The 13,271-nt window shown below is 64.2% G+C and carries 13 protein-coding genes and 1 other annotated feature; of the genes, 8 read left to right on the top strand and 5 right to left on the bottom strand.

What is annotated here, in order from left to right; all coding sequences use genetic code 11:
* On the top strand, positions 1 to 2,246 hold a 2,246-nt coding region (locus tag RDM88_RS08420), incomplete at its 5' end, for a glycogen/starch/alpha-glucan phosphorylase (protein WP_308754415.1).
* A gap of 241 nt (positions 2,247 to 2,487) precedes the next feature.
* Here the strand turns inward: RDM88_RS08420 and RDM88_RS08425 are convergent.
* Entirely contained in the window at positions 2,488 to 3,765 is a 1,278-nt protein-coding gene (locus RDM88_RS08425) for an adenylosuccinate synthase (protein WP_308754416.1), read from the bottom strand.
* 154 nt (positions 3,766 to 3,919) lie between these two features.
* On the opposite strand from RDM88_RS08425, the gene spoVAC reads away from it, so the two are divergent.
* The 3 genes from spoVAC to spoVAE are packed head-to-tail and all read left to right on the top strand — an operon-like array spanning position 3,920 to position 5,771.
* Complete coding sequence (spoVAC, locus tag RDM88_RS08430; protein ID WP_308754417.1) at positions 3,920 to 4,363, top strand: stage V sporulation protein AC; 444 nt, start codon at positions 3,920 to 3,922, stop codon at positions 4,361 to 4,363.
* Positions 4,364 to 4,374: 11 nt separating this feature from the next.
* Positions 4,375 to 5,403 (top strand): stage V sporulation protein AD, encoded by a 1,029-nt coding sequence (gene spoVAD / locus RDM88_RS08435; RefSeq protein ID WP_308754418.1) that lies wholly within the window; start codon positions 4,375 to 4,377, stop codon positions 5,401 to 5,403.
* Between the two features lie 11 nt (positions 5,404 to 5,414).
* Complete coding sequence (gene spoVAE, locus RDM88_RS08440) at positions 5,415 to 5,771, top strand: stage V sporulation protein AE (RefSeq protein WP_374045436.1); 357 nt, start codon at positions 5,415 to 5,417, stop codon at positions 5,769 to 5,771.
* Positions 5,772 to 5,992: 221 nt separating this feature from the next.
* Here the strand turns inward: spoVAE and RDM88_RS08445 are convergent, their stop codons facing one another.
* The 3 genes from RDM88_RS08445 to RDM88_RS08455 all read right to left on the bottom strand — a co-directional run bounded on the left by RDM88_RS08445 (position 5,993) and on the right by RDM88_RS08455 (position 8,369).
* Positions 5,993 to 6,877, bottom strand: a complete 885-nt coding sequence (locus tag RDM88_RS08445; RefSeq protein WP_308754420.1) for a MetQ/NlpA family ABC transporter substrate-binding protein — start codon at positions 6,875 to 6,877, stop codon at positions 5,993 to 5,995.
* Positions 6,878 to 6,957: 80 nt separating this feature from the next.
* On the bottom strand, positions 6,958 to 7,626 hold the full coding sequence (locus RDM88_RS08450; protein WP_308754421.1) for a methionine ABC transporter permease: 669 nt from the start codon (positions 7,624 to 7,626) through the stop codon (positions 6,958 to 6,960).
* Positions 7,623 to 8,369, bottom strand: a complete 747-nt coding sequence (locus tag RDM88_RS08455; RefSeq protein ID WP_308754422.1) for an ATP-binding cassette domain-containing protein — start codon at positions 8,367 to 8,369, stop codon at positions 7,623 to 7,625. The genes RDM88_RS08450 and RDM88_RS08455 overlap by 4 nt, the downstream gene beginning before the upstream one ends.
* 118 nt (positions 8,370 to 8,487) lie before the next feature.
* Between RDM88_RS08455 and mscL the strand changes: the two genes are divergently transcribed.
* From mscL to RDM88_RS08470, 3 genes are all read left to right on the top strand, one after another.
* A complete protein-coding gene (mscL, locus tag RDM88_RS08460) occupies positions 8,488 to 8,913 on the top strand; it encodes a large-conductance mechanosensitive channel protein MscL (protein WP_308754423.1) in 426 nt (141 codons plus the stop codon).
* A 90-nt stretch (positions 8,914 to 9,003) separates the two neighbouring features.
* Positions 9,004 to 9,251: a binding site (T-box leader), on the bottom strand.
* A gap of 174 nt (positions 9,252 to 9,425) precedes the next feature.
* Entirely contained in the window at positions 9,426 to 9,914 is a 489-nt protein-coding gene (locus RDM88_RS08465) for a prolyl-tRNA synthetase associated domain-containing protein (protein WP_308754424.1), read from the top strand.
* A gap of 11 nt (positions 9,915 to 9,925) precedes the next feature.
* The gene (locus RDM88_RS08470; protein ID WP_308754425.1) at positions 9,926 to 10,534 is read left to right on the top strand and encodes an HAD family phosphatase; all 609 of its coding nucleotides are present in this window, start codon (positions 9,926 to 9,928) and stop codon (positions 10,532 to 10,534) included.
* 68 nt (positions 10,535 to 10,602) lie between these two features.
* Here RDM88_RS08470 and RDM88_RS08475 read toward each other — a convergent pair whose 3' ends face one another.
* Positions 10,603 to 11,754, bottom strand: a complete 1,152-nt coding sequence (locus RDM88_RS08475) for a DEAD/DEAH box helicase (protein WP_308754426.1) — start codon at positions 11,752 to 11,754, stop codon at positions 10,603 to 10,605.
* Between the two features lie 199 nt (positions 11,755 to 11,953).
* Between RDM88_RS08475 and RDM88_RS08480 the strand changes: the two genes are divergently transcribed.
* Positions 11,954 to 13,216: a competence/damage-inducible protein A gene (locus RDM88_RS08480; protein WP_308754427.1), complete on the top strand. Its 1,263-nt coding sequence runs from the start codon at positions 11,954 to 11,956 to the stop codon at positions 13,214 to 13,216.
* The last annotated feature ends 55 nt before the right edge of the window (positions 13,217 to 13,271 follow it).

The following is a 13,271-nucleotide window of genomic DNA, read 5'->3' on the forward strand; positions in this document are numbered from 1 at the left end:
CGGCGGTGTCGCGGGCGGCGATGGACTCCCTGCGCGGCAGCTGGAAAAAGCCCGCGGGGAAAAAGCGCGCCTGCTACTTTTCCGCGGAATTTTTGATGGGGAGGCTGGTGAACAGCAACCTCATGAACCTCGGCCTGCTCGAGCGGACGGACGGGTATCTGCGCGCGCACGGCAGGAGCGTGGCCGACTTCGAGCAGATCGAGGACGACGCGCTCGGCAACGGCGGCCTCGGCAGGCTGGCCGCCTGCTTCCTCGACTCGGCGGCCACCCATGACATCCCGCTTGACGGCTACGGCATCCGCTACCGCTACGGGCTCTTCCGCCAGTACTTCGAGGACGGCTTCCAGCGGGAGCGCGCAGACGACTGGCTGCGCTTCGGCGACCCGTGGAGCGTGCGCCGGGAGGAGGACGCGGTCGAGGTGCGCTTCGCCGGCCAGACGGTGCGCGCCGTGCCCTACGACATGCCGGTGATCGGCTACGGCGGCAGGACGGTCAACACCCTGCGCCTCTGGCAGTCGGAGCCCCTCTCGGCCTTTGATTTCGACCTCTTCAACCGCCAGGAGTACGACCGCGCGGTCGCCGAAAAAAACCGCGCCGAGGAGATCTCCTACCTGCTCTACCCCAACGACGACACCGACGCGGGCAGGCGCCTGCGCTTAAAACAGCAGTATTTCTTTTCCTCCGCGTCGCTCCAGAGCGTCCTGCGGGAGTATACCGGGCGGCACGGGGAGGATTTCTCCGCCTTCGCGGACGAATACGCCGTCCAGCTCAACGACACCCACCCCACCGTCTCGATTCCCGAGCTGCTCCGCCTGCTGATGGAGGAGCACGGCCTCTGCTACGACGAGGCGTTCTCCATCGCGCAGAGGGTCTTTGCCTACACCAACCACACGATCATGGCCGAGGCGCTCGAAAAATGGGACGTGGGGCTCTTCCTCTCGGTCATCCCCGAGGTCTACCCCTATGTCGTCATGCTGCAAAACGGCCTCAAGCAGGCCCTCCACAACAGGGGGATCAACGGCGCGGACCAGATCCCCTACTACCTCGTCGACGACGGGCGCATCCACATGGCGCGCATGGCGATCTTCGCCTCCCATTCGACCAACGGCGTCGCGCGCATCCACACCGAAATTCTGAAGGAGACGGCGCTCCGGGAGTGGTACGCCGTCTGGCCCGAGCGGTTCAACAACAAGACGAACGGCATCACCCAGCGGCGATGGCTCGCACTCTGCAACCCGGAGCTGTCCCGGTTCATCACCGAGCGGATCGGGGACGGCTGGATCACCGAGCTCGACGAGCTCAAAAGGCTCGAGCCCTGCGCGGACGACGAGAGCGCCCGCGAGCGGTTCCTCGCGATCAAGCGGGAGAAAAAATGCCAGCTCGCCGCCTATGTGAAGGCGCGCGAGGGGGTGGAGCTGGACCCGGATTTCCTCTTCGACATCCAGGTCAAGCGGCTGCACGAGTATAAGCGGCAGCTCCTCAACGCCTTCTCCATCCTGGACATCTATTTTGCCCTCAAGGAGGGGCGGCTGCGCGACTTTTATCCGACCGTCTTCCTCTTCGGCGCGAAGGCCGCGCCCGGCTACTACCGCGCCAAGGGGATCATCAAGTATCTCAACGAGATCGCAAAGCTCGTCAACGGCGACCCGGACATGAAGGGCCGCATGCAGGTGGTCTTTGTCCAGAACTACGACGTCTCCTACGCCGAAAAGCTCATCCCCGCCGCCGACGTCTCCGAGCAGATTTCCACCGCCGGCACCGAGGCGAGCGGCACCAGCAACATGAAGTTCATGCTGAACGGCGCCGTCACCCTCGGCACCCTCGACGGCGCGAACATCGAGATCGTCGAGCAGGCGGGCGCGGAAAACAACTTCATCTTCGGCGCGACCGTCGACGAAATCGCCTCCGCCGCATCCTCCTACGACCCGAAGGCGGTCTGCCGCGACAATCCCCGCGTCAGGCGGGTGGTGGACACCCTCGTGGACGGCACCTTCTCGGACGGCGGCACCGGCATGTTCCGCGAGCTCTACGACTCGCTCATGACCGGCGCGAGCTGGCACCGCCCCGACCAGTATTACCTGCTGCTCGACTTCGAGAGCTACTGCGACGCAAAGCTGCGCGTCAACCGCGCCTACCGCGACCGCGCCTCCTTTGCCCGCAAATGCCTCATCAACACCGCCAACGCCGGGAAGTTCTCCTCCGACCGCACCATCCGCGAATACGCGCGGGAAATCTGGGGCGTCTGAGAGAAACGGAAAAGAAAAGGCCGCCCGCAAGGGCGGCCTTTTTCTTTCCGCTTTCTTGAAAGAAAGCGGGCAAAGAACTTTTGGTTCAGGCCCGCCGCGGATACTCCCCGCGGCCGCGTCCCGTGACTACGCCTCACGAGAGGCGACTGTGCTGGCGGGCGGCGTATCGTCTGCGTCAGAAGTTTTGCGCCGCTTTTTCAAAAGCGGTAAAAAAAGCCGCCTGCCAGGCGGCTTTTTTGTTTCACGTTCTCTCGAGGTTCTGCGAGCGGGCGGGGCCGACGCCCACCATCTTGATGGGACATTCGCACAGGCGCTCGAGCTCGGCGATGTAGCGCTTGCAGGAGGCGGGAAGCTCGTCGAAGGAGCGGCAGCCGGACAGGTCGCCGTCGAAGCCCTCGAGCTCCTCATAGACGGGCAGGCACTCGGCGAGCTCGTCGATCGTGGGCGGGAAATCGCGGATGACGGAGCCGTCCGCCTTTTTGTAGGCGGTGCAGACCTTGAGCGGCCCCATGCCCGAGAGGGTGTCGATCTTGTTGATGGCCAGCGCGGTCAGGCCGTTGACGCGGACCGAGTGGCGCATGATGACCGCGTCGAACCAGCCACAGCGCCGGGGCCGTCCGGTGACGGTGCCGAACTCATGCCCGCGGTTGCGCAGCTCGTCCCCCGTCGCGTCGAGCAGCTCGGTGGGGAAGGGGCCCGCGCCCACGCGGGTGGTGTACGCCTTGGCCGCGCCGACCACCTCGTCGATGAGGGTGGGTCCGACGCCGCTGCCGACGCAGACGCCCCCCGAGACGGGATGGGAGCTGGTGACGAAGGGATAGGTGCCGAAATCGATGTCGAGCAGGGTGCCCTGCGCGCCCTCAAAGAGCACCTCTTTCTTTTCCCTGACCGCGTTGTAGGCGAGCACCGACACGTCCGCGACATACTGACGCAGCCGGTCGCCGTAGGCGGTGTATTCCGCGATGACGGCGTCGAGATCGAGCGGCTCGGCGTGGTAGAAGTCGGTGAGCAGGCGGTTTTTGATTTCACCCGCGAGCCGCGCTTTTTCCGCGAACACCTCCGGGTGCACGAGGTCGTAGATCCGCAGCCCCGAACGCTCCGCCTTGTCCATGTAGCAGGGGCCGATGCCCTTGTTGGTGGTGCCGATCATCGCATTGCCGCGCATCTTTTCGCCGAGCCCGTCGATCAGCAGGTGCCAGGGCATGATGACGTGGGCGCGCGGGTCGATGCGCAGGTTTTTGCAGGAGACGCCGCGCGCCTCCAGACCGTCGATCTCCCCGAGGATGCCCTTGGGGTTGATGACCACGCCGCTGCCCAGCAAGCAGAGGGTATCCGGATAGAGGATGCCCGAGGGGATGAGCTGCAGCTTATAGACCTCGCCGCCGTTCTCCACCGTGTGCCCGGCGTTGTTGCCCCCCTGTGAACGCACCACGACATCGGCGCGCGAGGCGAGAATATCGATGATTTTTCCCTTGCCTTCGTCGCCCCACTGGACGCCGACAACCACTCTAGCTGGCATTAAAAAGCCCCCATCCTAATATTTTCCAGAAAAAGGTATCTGTCAGGCCACTGGTTAGTATAGCAAATTTCGCACGGAAATGCAATTGCCGCATAAAATTTTGTTTGGTGCAAAAGCTAACTGCGAGATTCTTTGTGAAATGAGGGATTTTTTCATGAAAATGACGCCCGAAGAATACGGCAGAATGGCGAAAAAGGCCTCCCCCGCGTCGCCCTTTCCCAAAAACTGCCTCCTGGCGTTTTTAATCGGCGGACTCATCTGCACGCTGGGGCAGGTCTGCATCGAACTTTACCAATCCGCGGGGCTGGAGCAGGAGACCGCCTCGACCGCCGCGTCGGTGACGCTGGTGTTCCTGGCGGTGCTGCTCTCCGGCTTCGGCGTTTACGACAATATCGCCAAATACGCCGGCGCGGGCACCCTCGTGCCGATCACCGGCTTTGCGAACTCGGTCGCCTCCCCGGCGCTCGAATTCAAAAGCGAGGGCCTCGTGCTGGGGCTGGGCGCCAAGATGTTCATCATCGCCGGCCCGGTCATCGTCTACGGCACCGCGGCAAGCGTCGTCTACGGCCTGATCATCTACCTGTTCGGGTTATATTAGGAGGGTGTCACATGGCTAAACGCAAGGGAAAATACACGGTGGTCTTCGACGACCCGCCGGGCGTGCGCGAGTCGGCGGCCGTCGGCTCCAAGAAGGAGGCCGAGGGTCCGCTCGCGCAGGCGTTCGACGTGATCAACGAGGACAGCTATTTCGGGGAGAAGACGTGGGAAAAGGCGGAGAGCCGCATGCAGGAGACGGCGGTCAACAAGGCGCTTGAAAAGGCGCGGCTCTCCCCGGCGGATATCGACTGCATCTTCGCGGGAGACCTGCTCAACCAGTGCGTCGGCTCCACCTACGGCATCCGCGCGCTGGGCATGCCCTTCATCGGTCTGTTCGGCGCCTGCTCGACGATGGCCGAAAGCCTCGCCGTCTCCTCCGTCTTCCTCGAGGCGGGCGCGATCACACGGGCGGTCGCCTGCACCTCGTCCCACTTCTGCTCGGCGGAGCGCCAGTTCCGCCTGCCGCTCGAATACGGCGGCCAGCGCACCCCCACCGCCCAGTGGACGGCGACCGCCGCCGGCGCGGCCATCCTGGAAAAAGGCGAGGTCGGGCCGTTCGTCCGGGCCGTGACGATCGGTACGATCGAGGACCTGGGCATCACCGACGCGAACAACATGGGCGCGGCCATGGCTCCCGCCGCCGCCATGACCCTCAAGCATTTCTTCGAGGACACGGGGACCAACCCCTCCAACTACGACCTGATCATCACGGGGGACCTCGGCAAGGTGGGCACCGACTTGCTGCGCGAACTGACGCGCAAGGACGGCTACGACCTTGAGCATCACCACACCGACTGCGGCCTGATGCTCTACGACCTCGAAAAGCAGGACGTGCACGCGGGCGCGAGCGGCTGCGGATGCAGCGCGTCGGTCATGTGCGGGCACATCCTGCCGCTCATCCGCAAGGGGACCTTGAATGACATTCTGTTCGTCGCGACGGGCGCGCTCATGAGCCCCACCGTCGTGCAGCAGGGGGAGAGCATCGCGTCGATCGCGCACCTCGTCTACCTCTCCTCCAAAAAGACGGGAGGGCGCGTGTAATGGAACTGTTCATGACCCTGCTCAAGGCGTTTCTGTTGGGAGGCGTCATCTGCGCCGTCGGCCAGGTCTTCATCGACTACACCAAGCTGACCCCCGCGCGCATCCTCACCGGATACGTGGTCGCGGGCGTGGTGCTCGGCGGCGTCGGGCTCTATCCCAAGCTGGTCGAATTCGCGGGCGCGGGCGCTTCGGTGCCGCTGCTCGGATTCGGCAGCCTGCTCGCCAAGGGCGTCCGGGAGGCCATCCAAACCGATGGGCTGCTCGGCGTGCTGACCGGCGGCCTCACCTCGGCCGCCGCCGGCATCACCGCCGCGCTCTTCTTCTCGCTCATCGTCGCGCTGATCTTCAAGCCCAAGGACAAGGGCTGACAAAAGCGCGCCGCAAAGTTTGCGGCGCGCTTTCCTGCCGCTTTTGAGAAAGCGGTGAAAAACTTTTCACGCAGGCAAACGCCGCCCATCGGCGCGGGCGCCTCCCGTGAGACGGGGCCGCGGGGAGAATCCGCGGAGGACCGAACCAAACGTTCTTTGTCAGGAAAGCGGAAAGAAAAGGAGCCGCCCCATGGGGCGGCTCCTTATTATGCCGGGTTTGTTCAGAACACGGGGATGACGGTACCGCTGTACTTCTCGTTGATGAAGGCGGCGACCGCGTCGCTCTCAAGGGCGGCGACCAGCTTCTGGATGTCGTCGCGGGACTCGTCGCCGCTGCGGACCGCGATGATGTTCGCGAACTCCTGGGCGGCCTCGGAATCCTTGTCCTCGGTGGTCAGCACGGTGCCTTCGATTCCCGCGCCCACCGCGTAGTTGCCGTTGATGACCGCGAGGTCGACGTCAGGCAGCACGTTGGGGAGCTGGGCGGCCTCGAGCTCCTGAAACTTGAGGTTTTTGGTGTTTTCAACGATGTCGAGCGGGGTGGCTTCCAGTCCCGCGCCGTCGGTCAGCTTGATGTAGCCGAGCTTCTGGAGCAGCAGCAGCGCGCGCGCCTCGTTGGTCGGGTCGTTCGGGACGGCGATCGTCGCGCCGTCGGCCAGCGCGTCGAGGGACGTGGTCTTGCCGGGATAGACGCCGAGCGGCTCAAAGTGGATCGCCGCGGCGGAGACGAGATCGGTGCCGTTTTCGGCGTTGAAGTTGTCGAGGTAGGGGAAGTGCTGGAAATAGTTCGCGTCGATGTCGCCCGCGTCAAGCGCCTTGTTGGGCATGACGTAGTCGGTGAACTCGACGATCTGAAGGTCGACGCCTTGTTCGGCGAGGACCGGCTTCACCTGCTCGAGGATTTCGGCGTGAGGCGCCGGGGAAGCGCCTACCTTGAGGACGGCCAGTTCGGCGGCGGGCTCGGCGGCTTCCCCGGAGGGCGCGGCCTCGGCGGGAGCTTCGGACGAAGGGGCCTCGGCGGGAGCGGGTTCGCCGCCGCACGCGGCGAGCGAGAGGGCGAGCGCAAGCGCCAGAACGAGCGCGAGCAGCCTGGAAATCTTGTTCATATTCATTTCTCCTTTTCAATCAGCAAGATGGAATCTATATCATACCGGGAGCGGCCGCGTCCCGGTCGATAACGGCGAAGTTACCGGTTGCGCTTATCCACGCGGCTGGCCACGTGGTCGAAGACGATCTGGATGATGCAGACGATGATAACGAGCAGGACGATCGTGATGAGCATGACGTCCGCCTGGTAGCGGTGGTAGCCGTAGCGGAGCGCCACGTCGCCGAGTCCGCCGCCGCCGACCGCGCCCGCCATGGCGGAATAGCCGATCAGCGTGATGGTGGTGATCGAAAGCCCCCGGATGAGGGAGGGGACCGCCTCGGGGATCATGACGCGGGTGATGATCTGCCAGTTTGTGGCGCCCATGCACTTGGCGGCCTCGATGACGCCGCCGTCGATCTCGGAGAGCGAGCTTTCGACGAGGCGCGCCACAAAGGGCGCCGCCGCGATGATGAGCGGCACGCAGGCCGCCGCCGGGCCGATCGCCTTGCCGACGATCAGGCGGGTGAAGGGGATGACGGCGACCATGAGGATGACGAAGGGGAGGGAGCGAAGGATGTTGACCACCCAGCCGAACGCGGAGTTGAAGGCGCGGTTTTCCATGATGCCGCCGCGGTCGGTGACCTTGAGGAGCACCCCCATCGGCAGGCCGAGGACGTAGGCGAAAAGGGTGGCCGCCGCCACCATCAGCAGGGTGACGTAGGTGTTTTCCCACAGCATGGGGCCATATTTTTGTAGCAGCTCGATCATTTTTTCATCACCTCATATCCCAGCAGGAGCCTGGTCATGTCGCTTTTGGGGTTCTTGAAGATCTCGGCGGTGTCGCCCCACTCGACGAACTCGGCGGTGTCGATGACCGCGACCTTGTTGCAGATCGCCTTGACCACCGCGATCTCGTGGGTGATGATGACGATCGTGACGTTGAGCTTCCGGTTGATGTTGTGCAGCAGCTCGAGAATGTTCTTGGTGGTCAGAGAGTCGAGCGCGGAGGTCGGCTCGTCGCAGAGCAGCACCTCGGGGCTGGTGGCCAGCGCGCGGGCGATCGCCACCCGCTGCTTCTGCCCGCCCGAGAGCTGGGAGGGGTAGCTTTCCGCCTTTTCCGAGAGGCCCACCAGCTCGAGCAGCTCGTCGACGCGCGCGTTGATTTTATCCCTGTCGGCGCGCTCGAGCGCAAGCGGGAAGGCCACGTTCTGGCGCACGGTGCGCTGCATGAGCAGGTTGTAGCCCTGGAAGACGACCCCCATCTTGCGGCGGGTGTCGATGAGCTGCCTGCCCGAGAGGGCGGCGAGGTCGATCCCGTCGAGGGTGATTTTGCCCGAGGTGGGCTTTTCGAGGGTCGAGAGACAGCGAAGCAGGGTGGATTTGCCCGCGCCGCTCATGCCGATGATGCCGAAGATGTCGCCCCGGCCGATCTCGAGGTTGACGTCGTGCAGCGCGACGACCTCGCCCGACTTGTCGTTGAAGATTTTGGTGAGATGGCTGATCTGGATCACAAAGAACCCTCCTGTACTGTAGCGCCGCCCGGCGAAACTGATTGACATCCGCGGGAATTCCGATTACACTTTTCTGAGGGGGAACGCCCAATATGGAACCGATAAAGGATGTGTGTTTATGAAAGAAGAAAAACAGGGTTTCTGGAAGGATTTCAAAGCGTTCATCGCGCGCGGCAACGTCGCGGACATGGCCGTCGGCATCGTCGTCGGCACCGCCTTCACCGCGATCGTCAACTCGCTGGTGCAGGAGGTCATCATGCCGTTCGTGGGCTGGCTGATCGGCGGCGTGAACTTTTCCGACCTGCGCATCGTGCTCGTGCCCGCCGCGGGGGACATCCCGGAGGTGGCCATCCGCTACGGCAGCTTCTTAAACCAGATCATCAACTTTTTGATCTTTTCCTTCACCGTCTTTGTGATGATCCGGCTTCTCGGCAAATTCCGCCGAAAGAAGGAGGAGACGCCCAAGGCCCCGCCCGCGCCGCCGGCGGATGTGGTCCTGCTGACCGAGATCCGCGACCTGCTCAGGGAGCGGGAGGAAAAATGACCGCCCGCGCAGCCGGGCCGGCGCTTTGCCGTCCCGGGACGATTTTGGCTGCGGGGCAATAAAAAAAGCCTCCGCCGCATGGACATCCCGTCCAAGGGCGAAAGCGCGTGCTTTCGCGGTACCACCTTGATTCGCCGCCGCCTTACGGCGGAAGCCTCACCGGCGTCCGGCTCGATACCGACCGCCTGTCACTGTAACGGGTGAACCCGTCGCGAACTAAAAGCTTTCGCCCGCGAGACTCCAAGACCATCTTCAGCCGCTTCCGCCACGCCCCCTTTCACCTGACGGGGCTCTCTGTGGAAGCTTTCGCGGCCTACTCTTCTTTTCAGCGTCTTTCACAATTTTTATAAAAACATTTTGTAGATGCTATTATACCCATTCTTTCGACGTTCGTCAAGGGGTCGGCGGAATTTTTCCGCCGCGGATCCCCGCGCGGTGCGGCTTTCCCGCGTTTGGCCCACAAGGCGGGGAAGCCGTTCCATAAAAAGGGCAGCTTTAAAGGAGGAATCGATATGACGGAGCGTGAAAAGGTGTTCGCCCGGCTGGAGGAGCTGGGCATAACCTGTGAGGTCACCGAGCATCCGGCGGTCTTTACGATCGACGAGATGGATTCGCTCGGCATCACGGCAAAGGGGGAGGTCTGCAAAAACCTCTTCCTGCGGGACGCGAAGGGGAAACGGCACTTCCTCGTGGTCGTGCCGGGGGAGACGCGCGCCGACCTGCGCGCGCTCGCCGAACAGCTCGAAAGCTCCAAGCTGAGTTTCGCGTCGGCCGAGCGGCTGGAAAAACACCTCGGCCTCAGGCAGGGGGAGGTCACGCCGCTCGGAGTCCTCAACGACGCGGACGCGGCGGTGGAGGTCGTCTTCGACCGGGGGCTCGAAAAATTCCCGCGCCTCGGCGTGCACCCGAACGACAACACGGCGACCGTGTGGCTGTCCCTCGCGGACATCCTGCGGGTGGTGGAGGAAAACGGGAACGAAATCCGCTGGGTGACGCTGTAAGGGAGAGGAATATGATCAGGAACATCGTCTTTGACATGGGAAACGTCCTGATGCGCTGGGACCCGGATTCCTTCCCGCGGGAGTTCTTTCCCGATGCGGAGGACTGCCGCGCGGCGGGCGCGCGGCTTTTCGGCGGGGCGGAGTGGCCCGCGCTCGACGCGGGCGCGATGGAGGAGGACGAGGCGATCGCCCGCGTGCTCCGGGACCTGCCCGAACGGCTGCGGCCGGGGACGGCGCGCCTATTTTGGGAGTGGCACCTGCATTTCCCGCCCATCCCCGAGATGAACGCGCTCGCGCGGGAGCTGAAGGGCAGGGGCTACCGCGTCTACCTGCTCTCCAACGCGAGCACGCGGTTTGCCGCCTACCGGGAGGCGATCCCCTGCCATGACTGCTTCGACGGGGAGGTGGTCTCCGCCTTCGTGCGGCAGGTGAAGCCGAACCCCGAAATCTATGAAACGCTGCTCACGCGGTACGGCCTTTCGGCGGAGGAGTGCTTCTTCATCGACGACATGCCCGCCAACATCGCCGCCGCGCAGGACGCCGGCATGGCGGGGTTCGTCTACGGCGGGGAGGTCGGCGCGCTGCGTCGAGCGCTGCGCGGGGCGGGCGTGGACGCCTAGCGGGAGCGCGGGAAAAAAGAAAACCCGCCCGGCGTCCCGAGGGGAACGCCGGGCGGGTTCTTTTCGCCTTACGCCTGGAAGACGCCCTTTTCGACCAGGTCGCCGTTTTCGTCGAATTCGAGCTCGGTCACCTGCGAGCGGGTGTAGCGGATGATGTTGCGCAGCCGCTTGAGGTCGTCCTGGCTGTAGAAGATGTAGGAGGCGCCCTCCTTCTTCGCGCGGCCGGTGCGCCCGATGCGGTGGGTGTAGTATTCGTTTTCGAGCGGGATTTCATAGTTGACCACCGCGTCGACGTCCTCGACGTCGATGCCGCGCGCGGCCACGTCGGTGGCGACCAGGATTTCAATCTTGCCCGCGCGGAAGTCGGCCATGATCTTGTTGCGCTCCGACTGGCGCATGTCCCCGTTGAGGCAGTCGGCGTTGAAGCCGCGCTCCCGCAGCAGGTTGCTGATGCTGGTGGTCGTGTACTTGGTGTTGCAGAAAACCATGACCCGGTGGTAGTCGTGTTCCTTGAGGATGTAGCAGAGGTCGGCCATCTTCTGGCGGCCCACCGTTTCAAGCATGTACTGGCGGATTTTCGGCTGGCTGTCCTGCACCGGCTCGACGGTCAGTTCGACGTTGTCCCGCTGGTAGAGCCAGCCGATGTCCATGACCTCGCGGGAGATGGTGGCGGAGAACATCACCATCTGGCGCCCCTTGGGCAGGCGGTCGAGGATTTTGCAGACGTCCCGGTAGAAGCCCATGTCGAGCATCTCGTCCGCCTCGTCGAGCACCGCGATCTGCACCTGCGAAAGGTTGATCGTGCGGCGGTGCATGTGGTCGAGCATCCGCCCCGGCGTGGCGACGACGATCTGCGCCCCCCGCTTGAGGGCGCCGATCTGCTTATCGATCGGCTGGCCGCCGTAGACGGCCACCACCTTGACTTCGGGCCGGAAATAGGCGAGCTGGCGCAGCTCCTCCACGATCTGGGTGGAGAGCTCGCGGGTCGGGCAGAGGACGATCGCCTGCACCGCGGGCTTTTCGGGGTCGATCTTTTCCATGATCGGGATGCCGAAGGCGCAGGTCTTGCCCGTGCCGGTGGGGGCCTTGGCGATGATCTCCCTGCCCTCCATCATGACCGGGATCGCCTTCTCCTGGATCTCGGTCATCTCGGTGAAGCCCATCCGCTCCACCGCCTTCAACGTCTCTTCCGAAAGATTGAAATCACTGTATTGTGCCATTCCTTATAACGCTCCTTCATCATAAACCGATTTATTATATCATAACGAACCCGCATGAGTAAAGGGGATGCGGCTTTTTTCCCGGCCCGCGCACCAAAAAGAGGGGGTTGGGACGCGCTTTCCCGAAAAGCCGATGCAAATTCCTCCGCGGATGTGATATAATAGCCCTGTGAAAATTCATTCGATGGGAGACAGAAGCATGTCAGAATCGGCGGAAATCCTCTGTATCGGGACGGAAATCCTGCTTGGCAACATCGTCAACACCAACTCCCAGGAGCTCTCCCGGGGGCTGGCGGAGCTGGGGATCAACGTCTACCGTCACACGGCGGTCGGCGACAACCCCGAACGCCTGCGCGAGGCGCTCGACGAGGCGTTCGCGCGCAGCGGCATCGTGATCACGACGGGCGGCCTCGGCCCCACCTACGACGACCTCAGCAAGGAGACGATCGCCGAATGGTTCGGCCTGCCGCTCGAGATGCACGAGCCGTCGGCGCGCGCCATCGAGGCGTATTTCAGCGGCATGAAGCGCCCGATGTGCCAATCGAACCTCAAGCAGGCGATGATGCCGCGCGGCTGCATGGTGCTGGAAAACCATAACGGCACCGCGCCGGGCGCGATCATCGAGGGCAGGGGCAGGACGGCGGTCATGCTGCCCGGTCCGCCCCGCGAGATGACCCCCATGTTCCGGCGGCAGGTGCTCCCCTATCTGGCGAAGCGCGCCGACCGCGTGCTGCGCTCCCACTGCGTCTACTTCTTCGGCATCGGCGAGAGCACGCTGGAAAGCCAGCTGCGCAGCGAGATGCAGGCGATGAAAAACCCCACCCTCGCCCCCTACGCGAAGGACGGCGAGGTGATGCTGCGCGTCACCGCCGCCGCCAAAACGGAGGAGGCGGCGGAGCGCCTGATGGAGCCGGTCATCGCCCGCCTCAAAGAACGGTATCCGCAGTATATCTACGGCGTGGACGTCGACAACCTCCAGACCGCCGCCGTGCGCGCCCTCAAGCGCGCGGGACTCACGGCCGCCGCCGCGGAGAGCTGCACGGGCGGCTACATCGCCAAGCGGCTGACCGACGTGCCGGGCAGCTCGGAGGTGTTCGGCTGCGGCGCGGTCACCTACGCGAACGGGGCCAAGGAGCGTCTGCTCGGCGTGCAGGGCTCGACGCTCGCGCGGTACGGCGCCGTCTCCCCGCAGACCGCGCGGGAGATGGCCGACGGCGTCCGCCGCCTCTCGGGCGCGGACATCGGCGTTTCGACCACCGGCGTCGCGGGGCCGGACGGCGGCACCGACGAAAAGCCGGTCGGGCTCGTCTATGTCGGGATCAGCAGCGAGTGGCTGAACGACGTTGTTGAGCTGCGCCTCGGCAGGGGCTTTGACTATGGGGAGCGGGAGTTCATCCGCTACCTCGCCTCCTCCCACGCGCTTGCGCAGATCCTCCGGGCGGTGCACGGCCGACCGGAATAAAGGGGCGCTGAGCGGACACGGGGCCGGGCGGCGGGACCGCATGGGCCGCGGGCCC

The sequence above is a fragment of the uncultured Anaerotruncus sp. genome, assembly GCF_902490045.1.
Classification (GTDB): Bacteria; Bacillota; Clostridia; order Oscillospirales; family Ruminococcaceae; genus Anaerotruncus.

Excerpts from the sequence above, each read along its gene's own strand:
- RDM88_RS08425 (WP_308754416.1), bottom strand. The coding sequence starts at position 3,765 with ATGCCAGCTAGAGTGGTTGTCGGCGTCCAGTGGGGCGACGAAGGCAAG.
- spoVAC (WP_308754417.1), top strand. The coding sequence starts at position 3,920 with ATGAAAATGACGCCCGAAGAATACGGCAGAATGGCGAAAAAGGCCTCC.
- spoVAD (WP_308754418.1), top strand. The coding sequence starts at position 4,375 with ATGGCTAAACGCAAGGGAAAATACACGGTGGTCTTCGACGACCCGCCG.
- spoVAE (WP_374045436.1), top strand. The coding sequence starts at position 5,415 with ATGACCCTGCTCAAGGCGTTTCTGTTGGGAGGCGTCATCTGCGCCGTC.
- RDM88_RS08445 (WP_308754420.1), bottom strand. The coding sequence starts at position 6,877 with ATGAACAAGATTTCCAGGCTGCTCGCGCTCGTTCTGGCGCTTGCGCTC.
- RDM88_RS08450 (WP_308754421.1), bottom strand. The coding sequence starts at position 7,626 with ATGATCGAGCTGCTACAAAAATATGGCCCCATGCTGTGGGAAAACACC.
- mscL (WP_308754423.1), top strand. The coding sequence starts at position 8,488 with ATGAAAGAAGAAAAACAGGGTTTCTGGAAGGATTTCAAAGCGTTCATC.
- RDM88_RS08465 (WP_308754424.1), top strand. The coding sequence starts at position 9,426 with ATGACGGAGCGTGAAAAGGTGTTCGCCCGGCTGGAGGAGCTGGGCATA.
- RDM88_RS08470 (WP_308754425.1), top strand. The coding sequence starts at position 9,926 with ATGATCAGGAACATCGTCTTTGACATGGGAAACGTCCTGATGCGCTGG.
- RDM88_RS08475 (WP_308754426.1), bottom strand. The coding sequence starts at position 11,754 with ATGGCACAATACAGTGATTTCAATCTTTCGGAAGAGACGTTGAAGGCG.
- RDM88_RS08480 (WP_308754427.1), top strand. The coding sequence starts at position 11,954 with ATGTCAGAATCGGCGGAAATCCTCTGTATCGGGACGGAAATCCTGCTT.